The following is a 13,856-nucleotide window of genomic DNA, read 5'->3' on the forward strand; positions in this document are numbered from 1 at the left end:
TTGTCGCTGGCGTAACGTACCGCGTCAATGCCCAGATCGGCGGCCAGCTGCAGCAGCTCACAGTGGCTGCTCCGGGAACAGGTGAGGCAGTCCATCCGATGGTTGGACAAAATCAGCTCCAGGGTAAGCTGGCGGGACTTGCGCACCCGCTCGGTGTTGGTATATACCTCCATACCCTCGGCCACCGGGTAGACGCAGGAGGCCACTAGGCTCTTGGCCCCCTTCACCTCCACCACACAGATGCGGCAGGCGCCGATTTCGTTGATGCCTTTAAGGAAGCACAGAGACGGGATATTGAAGCCCGCGGACCGGGCCGCCTCCAACACCGTGGTTCCCAGGGGAACGGTAACGGGGATATCGTTGATGCGCAGAGATACCATCTTTTCCTCCATGTCCGTTCCCTCCCTTACTGTTTGCTGATGGCGTCAAAGCGGCAGTGATCCATACAGGCGCCGCACTTGATGCACTTGGACTGGTTGATAATATGGGGCGCCCGTACCGCGCCGGAGATGGCGCCGGTGGGACAACCCTGGGCGCAGCGGGTACAGCCCTTGCACTTGGTGGGGTCCACCACGTACTGGATGAGGGCCTTGCACACCCCGGCGGGGCAGCGCTTCTCATATACGTGGGCCTCATACTCCGCCCGGAAATGCTTCAGAGTGGAGAGCACCGGGTTGGGTGCGGTCTGGCCCAGGCCGCACAGGGCGGACTGCTTGATATGGTTGCACAGCTCCTCAATGGTGTCCAGATCCTCCGGTTCCCCGTCGCCCTCGGTGATCTTGGTGAGCAGGCCCAGCAGCCGCTTGGTACCGATGCGGCAGGGGGAACACTTGCCGCAGGACTCGTCCACAATGAACTCCAGGAAGAACTTGGCAATATCCACCATGCAGTTGTCCTGGTCCATGACGATGAGGCCGCCGGAACCCATCATGGAGCCGATGGCGCTCAGAGACTCATAATCAATGGGGGTGTCAATGAGGCTGGCGGGAATACAGCCGCCGGAGGGGCCGCCGGTCTGGGCGGCCTTAAACTTCTTGCCGCCGGGGACGCCGCCGCCGATCTCCTCCACCACGGTGCGCAGAGTGGTACCCATGGGGATCTCCACCAGGCCCGTGTTGGTGATCTTGCCGCCCAGGGCAAACACTTTGGTACCCTTGCTCTGTTCGGTGCCGATGGCGGCAAACTTCTCTGGGCCGTTGTTGAAGATCCAGGTGATGTTGGCGTAGGTCTCCACGTTGTTGAGCAGGGTGGGCCGGTCAAACAGGCCCTTCACCGCCGGGAAGGGGGGCCGGGTCTTGGGTTCGCCCCGATGGCCCTCGATGGAGCGCATGAGGGCGGTCTCCTCGCCGCAGACGAAGGCGCCGGCGCCCAGCCGCAGCTCCAGGTCAAAGTCAAAACCGGATTCGAAGATGTTCTTGCCCAGCAGGCCGTAGCCCTTGGCCTGGGCAATGGCGGTCTCCAGCCGCTTGACGGCGATGGGATACTCCGCCCGAACATAGATATAACCCTGGTGTGCGCCCACGGCGTAGCCGGCAATGGTCATGGCCTCGATGACGCTGAGGGGATCGCCCTCCAGCACGGAGCGGTCCATAAAGGCGCCGGGGTCGCCCTCGTCGGCGTTGCAGCAGACATATTTCACTCCGTCGGGACTCTCCGCGTCGGCGGTGAACTGCCACTTCAGGCCGGTGGAGAAACCGGCACCGCCCCGGCCCCGGAGGCCGGAGGCCTTTACGGTATCAATGACCTGCTGGGGCGGGATCCGCTCGGTGAGAATTTTGCCCAGGGCCTCATAGCCCCCCACACCGATGTACTCATCAATGCTCTCAGGGTTGATGACGCCGCAGTTGCGCAGGGCGATGCGGAATTGATGCTTGTAGAAGCTGGTCTCCGCCAGGGAGGTGGCGGGACCCTCGCCGTCGGCGTTTTTGTTGAGCAGCCGCTGGACAATGCGGCCCTTCACAATGTGCTCGGAGACAATCTCCTCCACATCCTCCACGGTGACGTGGGTGTAGCAGGCCCCCTCGGGATAGATGGTGACGATGGGTCCCAGGGCGCACAGGCCGAAGCACCCGGTGCGTACCACCTTGGCCTCCTTGTCCATGCCCTGGGCCGCCAGCTGCTTTTCAAACTCCGCGATGATCTTGGGGCTGTTGGAGGAGGAGCAGCCGGTACCGGTGCATACCAGAATATGGGAACGAACCAAGCTCATCTCTCTGCCCTCCCCTTATTCCGCCGCGCCGATGGTGTACTCTTCCACCACCCGGCCGTTTACCAGATGCTCACTGACAATGGAGGCCACCTTGTCCGGGGTCATCTTCACATAGGTAACCTTCTCCTGGCCGGGTACGTAGACCTCCACAATGGGTTCCAGCCGGCACACTCCGATGCACCCGGTCTGGGACACCGTCACATTCTTCAGATCCCGCTTGTTCACTTCCTCCAGGAAGGCGTTGAGCACCGGGCGGGCGCCCGCCGCAATGCCGCAGGTGGCCATGCCCACCACCACGCGAATCCGGTCCTCCCCGGCTTCCCGCAAATCAATCTGCTTTTCCATCCGCTCCCGGATGGCACGCAGCTCCGCCAGACTTTTCATGCTTTCATCCCCTTATTTTCTCGTAACAGCGCTTCCTGTTCCTGCAAATAGTCCCGGACCCAGAGGATTACCTCCGGCTCCGCCAGGGAGATGCCGTCCCCCAGCTCCTCCCTCAGCTGCCTGGTGTCCAGCCCGATCTCAGCTTCCCCCGCCCGGTGGACGTAGGTCAGCTCCAGCTCCGGCGCACCTTGAAGCAGCAATGTGATACTTCCGGCCATATCCCCCACCGGCGGGCAGTCAATGTGGTCCGCCTGGAAGCTGGCCTCCACCGTGGTACCCACACCAGCCGTGCTCTGGATGGCAAAGCATCCGCCGGCCTGTTCCGCTGCCAGCCGCAGCAGCGGCAGGCCCAGGCCCATGCTCCGGGTGGTGCGGGTGGTGGTAAAGGGATCGCTCACCCGGGCCAGCAGCTCCGGCTCCATTCCCTTCCCATCGTCGGCAATGGTGAGGGTGATGCGGCCTTCCTCCTCCGCCAGAGTAATCTCCAGGTGCTTTGCCTGGGCGGTAATGGAGTTTTGGGCGATATCCAGAGTATAGAGGGCGATTTCTTTCAAATGAGGCACCTCCCGGTGTCACGCTGCGCACCCTCCGCGACGGCGTCTAAGCCCCTCCGACTGCGCAAGCCGGCCTCCGCCCCCTTCGGGGCCTCCGGGCCGTTCGCTCCGCTTCGGGTCTTACCCGCCTGCTCCCGGGCGCTCCGCGCTTCTCACTTATACATATCCAGGATCGGTCCCACCTGGTCGGGAGTGAGCCTTCCATATACGTCGTTGTTCACCATCATCACCGGCGCCAGGCCGCAGGCGCCCACACACCGGCAGGAGTCCAGGGAGAACTTACCGTCCGGGGTGATGGAGCCGGGGGCGATGCCCAGCTTCTGTTCCACAGCGGTGAGAATGGCCGCCGCCCCCTTGACATAGCAGGCGGTCCCCAGGCAGATAGAGATCTGATACCGCCCCTTGGGGTTGAGGGTAAACTGGGCGTAGAACGACGCCACCCCATATACCTCCGACAGGGGGATGTCCAGCCCCTGGGCCACCATAATCTGTACTTCTTCCGGCAGATACCCGAAAATCTCCTGGGCGGCCTGGAGCACCGGCATGGTGGCGCCGGGCTGTCCCTTGTGCTGGGCAATCACCTGCCGCAGGCGCTCCTCCTGCTCAGGGGTCCCCCGGTAGGGAACGACGGTCTTGCAGTTCGGCATGGATGCGTCCTTCCTTTCTAAACCATTTCGTTTACTTTTCTTGTTTTCCTTTCTTACAAGTTCTGCTGCATCAGCCATAGGGCCGATGCAGCAGAAGTTGTCTTAAGACAGGTTAAACCTTGTTAAGTTTTTGTCAATCTTCAAGGTAAAGTATAACATGTCCGCCCGGTCTTGTAAAGAAAAAATTAGGTAAACCTGACTGGTCCGGCGCCGGACAGCCAGTTCAGGACGGCCTGCGGACTGCGCTCAGGCAGATCCATACTGTGCTCCGCCCCCCACACCTGGTCCAGGTAGTGGGCGTCGGAGTCGGTGACAAACCGCAAACCTGCCAGGTCCGGCCGCCTGACAAACTCCGGCGGGCAGTTGTGAGACAGCTCCGCCAACTGGAAGCCCAGGGTGGGGTCCCACAGGCCCAGTACCCCCAGCAGGGAGAAGGAGGGCCTATCAATATGGGCGGGAAAGGCGAAGCCGCCGAAGGAGGACACCAGGGCGGGTACCTCTTCCAGAGGAATGGAGGTGCTGCCCGCCAGCAGCCGCTCCTCTTCTCCCAAAATATTGTCCCCTCCGTCCATGTACAGCTGCCGTCCGAATACGGCGGGGTCGTTGGGAATGGGCGGCAGGCACTCCGCCACGTATGCCGCAAAGGGGGCGGCCTGCTCCGGATCGGAAAACAGGCAGACCACATGGATGTCCTCCTGCGTACACAATTCCATCCCCGCCAGGGCCAGCACCCCCCGCTCCCGGGCCGCCTGACAGAAGGCGGCGCAGTTGCCGCAGGTGTTGTGATCGGTGAGGGCCACCACATCCAGCCCCGCCAGAGCGCACATGGCGGCCAGGTCGGCGGGGGTCATCTCGTCGCTGCCGCAGGGCGACAGGCAAGAGTGGAGGTGGAGGTCATAATAAAGTTTCAACGGTTCCGCCCCTCTCTCCGTGCCGTGTGCTCATTCCAGACAGCCGCGAAACCGGCAGGCCGCGGTATAGGTATCCTCCCCGGTTCCCAGCAGATTCACTTCCTTCTCTTCCGCCCGGCGGAGCAGATCGGCGTCGGGTACCACACCCTCGGTGAGCACCACGCAGGCCACATCCGCCATCAGGGCCACCGCCGCCACATTCTGGTTGGACATGATGGTGAACCAGGCGCAGTCCCGCTCCGCCCGGCCCATCACCCAGCTGAGCAGGTCCCCGGCGTAGCCTCCCGTCACCTGCCGGCCCGGGTCCGCCATATGAAAGGCCGTCCAGCCCAAAGTCTGCTGAAGCTGCTGTACTGTCATGCTCCTATCCCCCTGTCTGTAGAATAGCGCAAGCCGCCGGGACGGGTTCCCGCTCCGGCGGCTTGCTGTTATCTTCTGGACGTATCTGTTTGGCAGCGCCGGAAGGGGGGCGGCAGATAGTCGTCCGCCTCCTCCTTGCCCGCCATGGTACGCATCCGCTCCCGCACCTTGAAAATGCAGTCATCCACCGAGGCCCGCCCCAGCACCACATCCTCCGCAAAGGCATGGCAGGAGGGGGCGCCGCAGGAACCGCAGTGGAGTCCGGGCAGATGGGATTCCAGTTCCTGAATGCGCAGTTGCTTGCTGATAGCCATCTCCCGGTCATGGTCCAGCACAAAGGTAGGCAGGTATTGCAGCTGCTTGTCCCGCCGCACCAGATCCCGGTCCGCCCCCTCCAGAGTGAAGCGGTTGCGGGATACCGGCTGGCCCTTCATCAGACCCTTGATGCGCATTTTAGCCCCGTAGGGATTCTCTACCGTAAAGCAGCCGCCCACACACCCCTGGGTACAGGCGGACAGCTCCAGAAAATCCGCCTCGGGCAGGCGGCCGTCCTCAATTTCCTCCAGCATCTCAATCACGTTTTCAATGCCGTCCACTGCCACACACCGCTCCCCCAGGCGGGCGGTGCTCTCTCCGCCGCAGGAGGCCCAGCCCAGGCCCATGATCCCCGCGGAGGACATGGGCTCCGCCTCCTCCAGCGCCCGCATGGGATTCAGCAACCGCAGATAGATGTCCCGGATGGCAAAGGCCCCGTCCAGCACCGGGCGGCTCAGCCCCTCGGACACCCGGGCGGCAGTCACCTTGGAGGAACAGGGGACGATGGCAAACACCCCAATCCGCTCCGGCGGCAGGCCAGTCTCCTCCATCGCCTCCCGCCGGGCCAGAATAGCCGCCAGCTCCATGGGCAGGATGGTGGAGGCTACGTGATCCATCAGCTTGGGAAAGCGCATGCGGATCAGCCGCAGCACCGTGGGGCAGGAGGAGGAGATCTGGGGCGTTACCGCCGCCGGCCCCTGCTTGATGCTCTGCCGCTCGTAGTCGGAGAGCATCTCTGCTGCCTTTGCCACCTCATACACTTTATGAAAGCCGATTTTCAGCAGGGCGTTGAGTACCACGTCCACGTTGTCCAGGTGGTGGAACTGGCCGTACAGCGCCGGCTCCGGCAGGGCCACGCAGTAGGCATACTCCTTCAGAATACCCATGCTGTCTCCCACCGATTTAATGGCCTTGTGGGGACACACCCGGATGCAGTTGCCGCAGTCAATGCAGCGGTCCGGCAAAATGGTGGCCTTCCGCCCCCGCACCCGGATGGCCTCGGTGGGGCAGCACTTGATGCAGGAGGTGCAGCCCCGGCACCGCTTATGATCCATTACCACCGAATGTCTCATTGCCATGTGCCACACCTCCCTTCCCGGTCCGTCCTATGCTCACTGGGGGATCTTGATGCGCACGGTTACGGTGGTTCCCTTCCCCAGCTCAGTCTCAATCTTCATCTCGTCGGAATAGCGCTTGATGTTGGGCAGGCCCATGCCCGCCCCAAAGCCCAGCTCCCGGGCGGTCTGCCCGGCGGTGGAAAACCCCTCCTGCATGGCCTGGGTCACGTCCGGAATGCCTGGCCCCGTATCCTGCATGCGGATGATGATCTGATCGGCATCCACCTCCACCTCGGCCTGCCCGCCGTCGGCGTGGATCACCATATTGATCTCCCCCTCGTACATGCAGATGGACGCCCGCCGGATGACATCCTGAGGAAGCCCCAGCTTCTTCAGGGTCAGCTTCATCTTGCTGGAGGCCTCACCGGCTTCGATGAGGTCGCCCCCCTCCACAGGGTATACCAATTTAATCGTCTCCATCGCAGTTCCCTCGCAATCCATTGGAATATAGCAGTCCGCATGCCTCGTACATCCGCTTGGGGCAGGTCATCACCACAATATCCCGCTCCCTGGCCAGCTCCACAATGTTCTGCCCCGGCACCTTTCCCCGCACGAAGATGATGCACGTCATCTCCAGCATGTCCGCCGTGCGGACCACCTGGGGATTTACCAGACCGGTGAGCAGCAGAGCCTGGTTCTTCACAAAGGCCAGCACGTCGCTCATAAAATCGCTGCCGCAGGCGGACATAACCTCCCGGTCCAGGTGCTCCTCACCCCATAACACCTGGGCGTTTAGAATTCGTTTGATGTCGGACAGCCGCATTGGCCTCTCTCCTCTCCCCATGGGGAAACTAAACTCTCAATTCAAAGGCATTGTACCATAAATGCCCGTTCAGTGCAAAGGGTTCGTTGAAACATTCACAAAGTTTTTCCCCCGGAGCCCCCGCTTTTGGTCATTCCACGCTATTGACAGGGGTATGCCTTGTTGGCTATAATAGACTTTATTAAAGTAAAGTGTGTCCGTACCACGTGGAATCAGCAAACCAAGAAAGAGGAGGCCATCATCATGGGAACCCAGCGAGTCTACAATTTTTCCGCAGGTCCGTCTATGCTGCCCCTGGAGGTGCTGGAGCGCGCCGGCGCCGAAATCACCAACTATCAGGGCTCCGGCATGTCCGTTATGGAGATGAGCCATCGATCTAAAGTCTTCCAGAAGATTTTTGACGACACCCAGGCCAAGTTCCGCAAGCTGCTGAAGGTGCCGGACAGCTATAAGATTCTCTTCCTCCAGGGCGGCGCCTCCACCCAGTTCTCCATGGCGCCCCTGAACCTGATCGGGAAGACCGGCAAGGCGGATTACGCCGTCACCGGCAACTTCTCCAACATCGCCTATAAGGAGGCCAAGAAGTTCGGCCAGATCAACTTGGCCGTCTCCTCCGCCGACCGGAATCACACCTACATCCCCACCCAGGATCAGATCCAGCTGGACCCCGAGGCCAGCTATTTCTACTACTGCGCCAACAACACCATTTACGGCACCGAGTGGCAGTATGTACCGGAGACCAACGGCGTACCCATTGTGTGCGATATGTCCTCCGACATCCTGTCCCGGCCGGTGGATGTGAGCAAGTACGGCATCATTTTTGCCGGCGCCCAGAAGAACATGGCCCCTGCCGGCCTCACTGTGGTCATCATCAAGGAGGAGCTGGCCGGCCATGAGCTGCCCTACACTCCGCTGATGATGACCTACAAGACCATGATTGACAAGGACTCCATGTACAACACGCCTCCCTGCTGGTGCATCTATATGCTGGGTCTGGTCTTGGACTGGCTGGAAGAGCAGGGCGGCATTCCCGGCATGGAGGCCATCAAGCACGGCAAGGCCCAGATGCTGTATGATGTGATCGACTCCTCCCGGCTGTTCACCTGCGCGGTGGAACCCGGTTCCCGGTCCGATATGAACGTGGTGTTCCGCACCGCCAGCGAGGAGCTGGACGCCAAGTTTGTCAAGGAGAGCGTGGAGGCCGGCTTTACCAATCTGAAGGGCCACCGCTCCGTGGGCGGCATGCGGGCGTCCATCTACAATGCCATGCCCACCGAAGGTGTGGAGAAGCTGTGTGACTTCATCAAGGCGTTTGACCAGAACAATTAACAGGAGGACACCGCTATGTTTCGCATCAAGACGTTGAATAAGATCTCTCCCGCCGGGCTGTCCGTGCTGGATCAGACCCGCTATTCCATCAGCGGCGATGTGGAGAATGAGGACGGCATCCTGGTCCGCTCCGCCGACATGCACGACTACGAATTCCCCGACGCCCTGCGGGCCATCGCCCGGGCAGGGGCCGGCACCAACAACATCCCCATTGACCGCTGCTCCCAGGCGGGCATTGTGGTGTTCAACACCCCCGGCGCCAACGCCAACGCGGTGAAGGAGCTGGCGGTGTGCGGCATGCTGCTGGCCTCCCGGAAGATCACCCAGGGCGCCGCCTGGGTGAAGGAGCAGGCCGGCGCAGGCGCCGATGTGGAGAAAGTGGTGGAGAAGGGCAAGAGCCAGTTCGTGGGTCCTGAGCTGTCCGGCAAGATGCTGGGCGTCATCGGCCTGGGTGCCATCGGCGTGCAGGTGGCCAACATTGCCACCAAGCTGGGCATGACCGTGTTTGGCTATGACCCCTTCCTCAGCGTGGATGCCGCTCTGTCCCTGTCCCGGCTGGTACATCGGGCCATGGATCTGGATACTATTTATAAAAACTGCGACTACATCACCATCCACGTCCCCCAGACCCCTGAAACCAAGGGCATGATTGATGAGGGCGCCATCCACATGATGAAGGGCGGCGTGCGTATTCTGAACCTGGCCCGGGGCGGCCTGGTGAATGACGACGACATGCTGGTGGCCCTGGAGTCCGGCAAGGTGGCCGCCTACGTCACCGACTTCCCCAACAACAAGATTCTACAGGGCAAGAACGTCATCGCCATCCCCCATCTGGGTGCCTCCACCCCGGAGAGCGAGGAGAACTGCGCCGTCATGGCCGCCCAGCAGCTGAAGGACTACCTGGAGAACGGCAACATCAAAAACTCCGTCAACCTGCCCACCCTGGTGCAGGAGTGGAGCGGAGTGTCCCGGCTGTGCATCATTCACCGCAATATCCCCGGCGCCATCGCCAGCATCACCGGCATTTTGTCCCAGGATGGGGTCAACGTGGAAAACATGACCAACAAATCCAAGAAGGACTACGCCTACACCGTGGTGGATGTGGGCAGCCGGGTGAGTGAGGCGGTGGTGAGCGAGATCCGCGCCCTGGACGAGGTGCTTCGGGTCCGTCTGCTCAACCACTAATATAAGCTCAGAAGAGTACAAAAGGGGCGCCGCTTTCGCGGCGCCCCTTCCCTTTTGTCAGATTACGCAGCCAGGAACTTGTCGAAATTCATCAGCAGCTGGGCAAACTCAACCCGGCTGAGCTGGTTGGTGGGCATCAGTTCCCCATTCTGGTTGCCGGTCATCAGTCCGGCATAGTAGCAGAAGCTCATACCCTCCAGATCCTCCGCGGGGATAGAGGCGTAGTCAGGTACCTTGTCGTCCATAGAACCGTCGTCCGCAGGCTCCGTCACGCCCTTCCACTGGGAGTAGGCGGCAAAGATGCTGGCAATGGCGGAACGGGTAATCGCGCTGTCGCCGGTAAAGCTGTCGCCGCCCAGGTACAGGCCCTCGGAAGCGGCCCAGTTGATGCAGTTGGTGTACCAGCCGCCCTCGCTGCCGGAAACGGTAATCTCCTCCACGGCGGGGTTGCCCTCCATATTGTAGAGCATCTGATACACGCTGGCTACAGTGACATCAGCGGTGGGGCTAAAGCTGCTGCCGTTGGTGGTGCTCATCAGGCCCTCGCCGGTGACGTAGCGGACGGCCTCGGCATACCAGGCGGTAAAGTCGGTGTCGGCATACAGGACCGTGATGCGGCCGGCGGGCGCGGCATAGCCGGTGACCTCGCCGCCCTCGAAGGACTGGACATAGTTGGCCAGAACCATATAGTCCTCCATCACATAGTCCAGCACGTTTACGGCGCCATCAAACATGGCAAAGCCGTCGCCCAGATCCCGCAGGGTATAGTTGTAGCCCGCCAGGTTGTAGGAGGCAGTCAGGTCCAGCGCCTCGTAAGCGCCGGTCTCATTGTTGAGTACCTGCACGTCTTTCACCCGGTACGCGCCGGTGGGACCGCCGGTCCATACGCCCTTGTCGTCCTGCTGAACGGTGGAGGGGATGGAGGTGTCGATGGTGTACTTCAGGCCGGAGACCTGGAGGAATCCGCCATTCTCAGCGGGCGCATCCTTGGCGCCCCACTCCAGAGCATCCAGCAGCTGCTGACCGGTGACAGTCTGGAGGCAGGCCACGTTGCCGAAGGTATGAATGGCCTTGCAGGTCAGGTAGGAAATGTCGCCGGTAATCGCCTCGTTGCGGACGCCGCCACCGTTCATGATGGCCACATCCACGTCCAGATCCATATTGTCAAAGAGGTAGTACAGCGCGTCGGCAGCAAAGTCGCCGGTGTTGGTCTCCTGATTGCGCACCAGACGGGTACCGTCGGCCGTGTAGTTGTCCAGGGTGTCGGAGATATGGCCGATCACCTCGCCCAGCTGGGTATCAACCTGGGCCGCCCAGGCATCCTCGATGGCCTTCACATCGGCATCAGGGGTAACGTCCGCCAAATCCTCCGCGGTGAGCAGCTTGGTGGTGATGGTGCCGTCGGCGGCGATGGTCATCTGACCCACCGCATTCAGGTAGGAACCGGTCTGGGTGAGCACTACGGTGTTGCCCGCCTTGTCGGTCACTTCCTTGCTGGCCACAGTGGAATGGGAGTGGCCGTCAATGAAAGCGTCCAGGCCGGTGGTGTTGGCGATTACTTCCTCAGAGGTCCAGGGCTTGGAGGAGGGGTCCACACCCAGGTGGCCCAGACCGATGACATAGTCGGCCTCCTTGGAGGCGGCATCCACAGCCTTCTGTACCGCGGCATACAGGTCGGAGCCGTCCGCACCGCCGGCAATGCCGTAGATATACGCGCCGTTCTCATCCTGGAAATAGGCAGGGGTGGACTTGGTAAAGGACTCAGGGGTGGTGACGCCCACAAAGGCCACCTTCACACCGTCCACATCAAACACCTTGTAGCTGTCCAGCACCGGATCGCCAACTACGCCGTCCTTCTCATGATAGAAGTTGCAGGACAGATAGGGAAAATCGGCCCACTCCACAGCCTGCATGCAGCCCGCCATGCCGTAGTCAAACTCATGGTTGCCCAGCGTGGCCGCATCATATCCCGCGGCGTTCATCAGCTTCAGAATGCTCTCGCCCTTATCCAGGGAGCCGTAAGCCGTACCCTGAACATGGTCGCCCGCATCCACCAGCAGAGCATTGTCATAGCTGTCTTTCAGGGCAGCCACCGTGGCATAGGTCAGCTCCTGGGTAATGTACGTGTGTACATCGTTGGTGTAAAGCACCACGACGCCGTCCTCGCTCCCGGACTCCGCCGCAGACGCCGGAAGCATCAGTGCGCACAGCATCGCCGCGGACAGAAGCAGAGACAGAAGTTTGCCTGCCGTTTTTTTCATAAATTTGTACCGCCTTTCCTTTCATCTTTTTTGGGGTCTGATTGACTCAAGCTAATGGTAACAAATTGTAACCAAAATTACAAGCGCTTCCTCTGAAAAGATGGCGTAAATTTGTATGCTCTTTGTCAAAAAAGCACAGAGGGAGCCGGTCGTCTCTGCTCCGGCTCCCTCTGACTTCCATATTTTATTTTTCCGCCCAATTTCCGGTAGCCTCCGCCTTCAGGTAGGCGTTGATGAAACCATCCAGGTCCCCGTCCATGACGCCGTTGACGTTGCTGGTCTCATATCCGGTGCGGTTGTCTTTTACCAGCTGGTAGGGCATGAACACGTAGGAGCGGATCTGGCTGCCCCACTCAATCTTGAGCTGGACGCCCTTGATGTCGGAGATCTTCTCGGCATGCTGCTGCATTTTCAGCTCCACCAGCTTGGCCCGCAGCATCCGCAGGCAGGTGTCCTTGTTTTGAAACTGGCTGCGCTCAGTCTGGCAGGAGACTACAATCCCGGTGGCGTGGTGGATCAGGCGCACGGCGGAGGAGGTCTTGTTGATGTGCTGGCCGCCGGCGCCGGAGGAACGGAAGACCTGCATCTCATAGTCTTCGGGCCGGATCTCCACATCGGCATCCTCGGGCAGGTCGGGCATAACCTCCAGAGCGGCAAAGGAGGTCTGCCGACGGGCGTTGGCGTCAAACGGGGATACCCGCACCAGGCGGTGTACCCCGTGCTCACTGCGCAGGTGGCCGTAGGCGTTCTCCCCCTCAATGAGGATGGTGGCGCTCTTCAGCCCCGCCTCGTCCCCGTCCAGATAGTCCAGAGTCTTGCAGGCAAAGCCGTGGCGCTCCGCCCAGCGGGTATACATACGAAACAGCATCTGCGCCCAGTCCTGGGCCTCGGTGCCGCCGGCGCCGGCGTGGAAGGTGAGGATGGCGTTGGAGTTATCGTACTCCCCGGTAAACAGGGTGGACAGCTTGGCCTCTTCCACAGCGGCCTCCAGTTTGGCAAAGCCCTCCTCCACCTCGGGGATCAGACTCTCGTCCTCCATCTCGTTGCCCAGTTCGCACAGAGTCATCAAATCCTCCCACTGGGCCTTCCGCTTTTCCTGTCCCTCAATCTTGTCCCGCAGATTTTTCACCCGCTGCTGTACCTTCTGGGCCTTCTCCAGGTTGTCCCAAAAGCCGTCGGAGGCGCTCTCCGACTCCAGCATCTCAGCCTCCTGCCGGGCGGCATCCAAACCCAGGGCCTGGTCCAGATCGTCCAACTCCGGTCTCAGATTGTGGAGTCTCACCTTATATTCATCAAACTGCAACATGTACTTCCACACTCATTTCCATAAAATAGCCCTATTATTATATCCAACAGCGGCGGCAATGTAAAGGCCGGGCATAAAAAAACCGCCGGCAGGCGGCGGTTTTTATCGTTGACTGACCAGCCAGCCGGATTCGGCACAAAAGATGAGCTCGTCAATGTCGCCCTTCGGTGCTGTCTGCTGGGCGGTTTCGTTGTCATGGAGTCCGTTCATGGGATCTCCTCCTTCCTGCGTGATGTACATACCAGTATATGCCGCCGCCCGTGTGAAATGTGCACGATTCCCGTCTGCAGAAATGCAAAATTTGATCTTGACAATCACTCCGTGGTATGGTATTCTAATTGAGCACATTACGAGACGAGACTGGCGCCCTCCATGCCGGAGTGGCGGAATTGGCAGACGCCCGGGACTTAAAATCCCGTGGGAGTGATCCCGTGCCGGTTCGATCCCGGTCTCCGGCACCATATCGCGGGGTAGAGCAGTTTGGTAGCTCGTCGGGCTCATAACCCGGAGGTCG

Annotated in this window: 14 protein-coding genes and 1 tRNA gene; 3 read left to right on the forward strand and 12 right to left on the reverse strand. The window is 60.8% G+C overall.

The features are described 5' to 3' along the window. From Q0J74_RS07260 to Q0J74_RS07305, 10 genes are all read right to left on the reverse strand, one after another. A partial coding sequence (locus Q0J74_RS07260) for a 2Fe-2S iron-sulfur cluster-binding protein (RefSeq protein WP_297212752.1) occupies positions 1-392 on the reverse strand: 392 nt, incomplete at its 3' end. A gap of 14 nt (positions 393-406) precedes the next feature. After that, positions 407-2,209 carry an NADH-quinone oxidoreductase subunit NuoF gene (locus Q0J74_RS07265; RefSeq protein ID WP_297212754.1) on the reverse strand — a complete coding sequence of 601 codons (1,803 nt, stop codon included), beginning with the start codon at positions 2,207-2,209 and terminating at the stop codon, positions 407-409. Positions 2,210-2,224: 15 nt separating this feature from the next. Beyond that, positions 2,225-2,593, reverse strand: a complete 369-nt coding sequence (locus tag Q0J74_RS07270) for a (2Fe-2S) ferredoxin domain-containing protein (protein WP_297212756.1) — start codon at positions 2,591-2,593, stop codon at positions 2,225-2,227. Beyond that, positions 2,590-3,147, reverse strand: a complete 558-nt coding sequence (locus Q0J74_RS07275) for an ATP-binding protein (RefSeq protein ID WP_297212758.1) — start codon at positions 3,145-3,147, stop codon at positions 2,590-2,592. The genes Q0J74_RS07270 and Q0J74_RS07275 overlap by 4 nt, the downstream gene beginning before the upstream one ends. 152 nt (positions 3,148-3,299) lie before the next feature. Beyond that, a complete protein-coding gene (gene nuoE, locus Q0J74_RS07280) occupies positions 3,300-3,794 on the reverse strand; it encodes an NADH-quinone oxidoreductase subunit NuoE (RefSeq protein WP_297212760.1) in 495 nt (164 codons plus the stop codon). A gap of 185 nt (positions 3,795-3,979) precedes the next feature. After that, a complete protein-coding gene (locus tag Q0J74_RS07285; protein ID WP_297212762.1) occupies positions 3,980-4,705 on the reverse strand; it encodes a PHP domain-containing protein in 726 nt (241 codons plus the stop codon). A 30-nt stretch (positions 4,706-4,735) separates the two neighbouring features. Further along, complete coding sequence (locus Q0J74_RS07290) at positions 4,736-5,065, reverse strand: DRTGG domain-containing protein (RefSeq protein ID WP_297212763.1); 330 nt, start codon at positions 5,063-5,065, stop codon at positions 4,736-4,738. 68 nt (positions 5,066-5,133) lie between these two features. After that, a complete protein-coding gene (locus Q0J74_RS07295; protein ID WP_297212765.1) occupies positions 5,134-6,459 on the reverse strand; it encodes a [Fe-Fe] hydrogenase large subunit C-terminal domain-containing protein in 1,326 nt (441 codons plus the stop codon). A gap of 33 nt (positions 6,460-6,492) precedes the next feature. Continuing rightward, a complete protein-coding gene (locus Q0J74_RS07300) occupies positions 6,493-6,918 on the reverse strand; it encodes an ATP-binding protein (protein WP_297212767.1) in 426 nt (141 codons plus the stop codon). Next, complete coding sequence (locus tag Q0J74_RS07305) at positions 6,905-7,261, reverse strand: DRTGG domain-containing protein (RefSeq protein WP_297212769.1); 357 nt, start codon at positions 7,259-7,261, stop codon at positions 6,905-6,907. The genes Q0J74_RS07300 and Q0J74_RS07305 overlap by 14 nt, the downstream gene beginning before the upstream one ends. 243 nt (positions 7,262-7,504) lie before the next feature. Here Q0J74_RS07305 and serC point away from each other — a divergent pair, with 243 nt between their 5' ends. Together serC and Q0J74_RS07315 are read left to right on the forward strand one after the other, a co-directional pair. Beyond that, complete coding sequence (serC, locus tag Q0J74_RS07310) at positions 7,505-8,590, forward strand: 3-phosphoserine/phosphohydroxythreonine transaminase (RefSeq protein WP_297212771.1); 1,086 nt, start codon at positions 7,505-7,507, stop codon at positions 8,588-8,590. Positions 8,591-8,605: 15 nt separating this feature from the next. Then, positions 8,606-9,775 (forward strand): phosphoglycerate dehydrogenase, encoded by a 1,170-nt coding sequence (locus Q0J74_RS07315; RefSeq protein WP_297212773.1) that lies wholly within the window; start codon positions 8,606-8,608, stop codon positions 9,773-9,775. Between the two features lie 62 nt (positions 9,776-9,837). Here Q0J74_RS07315 and Q0J74_RS07320 read toward each other — a convergent pair whose 3' ends face one another. Next, complete coding sequence (locus Q0J74_RS07320; RefSeq protein ID WP_297212775.1) at positions 9,838-12,036, reverse strand: bifunctional metallophosphatase/5'-nucleotidase; 2,199 nt, start codon at positions 12,034-12,036, stop codon at positions 9,838-9,840. A 184-nt stretch (positions 12,037-12,220) separates the two neighbouring features. Then, positions 12,221-13,342, reverse strand: coding sequence for a peptide chain release factor 2 (gene prfB, locus Q0J74_RS07325; protein ID WP_297212777.1), 1,122 nt, complete (start codon positions 13,340-13,342; stop codon positions 12,221-12,223). 374 nt (positions 13,343-13,716) lie between these two features. Here prfB and Q0J74_RS07330 point away from each other — a divergent pair. Beyond that, positions 13,717-13,803 (forward strand) — tRNA-Leu (locus Q0J74_RS07330). Positions 13,804-13,856: the final 53 nt, after the last annotated feature.

This window comes from uncultured Flavonifractor sp. (assembly GCF_944387675.1).
Classification (GTDB): domain Bacteria; phylum Bacillota; class Clostridia; order Oscillospirales; family Oscillospiraceae; genus Flavonifractor.

Coding starts and splice junctions, on each gene's coding strand:
- Q0J74_RS07295 (WP_297212765.1), bottom strand. CDS start 6,459: ATGGCAATGAGACATTCGGTGGTAATGGATCATAAGCGGTGCCGGGGC.
- Q0J74_RS07315 (WP_297212773.1), top strand. CDS start 8,606: ATGTTTCGCATCAAGACGTTGAATAAGATCTCTCCCGCCGGGCTGTCC.
- prfB (WP_297212777.1), bottom strand. CDS start 13,342: ATGTTGCAGTTTGATGAATATAAGGTGAGACTCCACAATCTGAGACCG.
- Q0J74_RS07305 (WP_297212769.1), bottom strand. CDS start 7,261: ATGCGGCTGTCCGACATCAAACGAATTCTAAACGCCCAGGTGTTATGG.
- nuoE (WP_297212760.1), bottom strand. CDS start 3,794: ATGCCGAACTGCAAGACCGTCGTTCCCTACCGGGGGACCCCTGAGCAG.
- Q0J74_RS07300 (WP_297212767.1), bottom strand. CDS start 6,918: ATGGAGACGATTAAATTGGTATACCCTGTGGAGGGGGGCGACCTCATC.
- Q0J74_RS07290 (WP_297212763.1), bottom strand. CDS start 5,065: ATGACAGTACAGCAGCTTCAGCAGACTTTGGGCTGGACGGCCTTTCAT.
- Q0J74_RS07265 (WP_297212754.1), bottom strand. CDS start 2,209: ATGAGCTTGGTTCGTTCCCATATTCTGGTATGCACCGGTACCGGCTGC.
- Q0J74_RS07270 (WP_297212756.1), bottom strand. CDS start 2,593: ATGAAAAGTCTGGCGGAGCTGCGTGCCATCCGGGAGCGGATGGAAAAG.
- Q0J74_RS07320 (WP_297212775.1), bottom strand. CDS start 12,036: ATGAAAAAAACGGCAGGCAAACTTCTGTCTCTGCTTCTGTCCGCGGCG.
- serC (WP_297212771.1), top strand. CDS start 7,505: ATGGGAACCCAGCGAGTCTACAATTTTTCCGCAGGTCCGTCTATGCTG.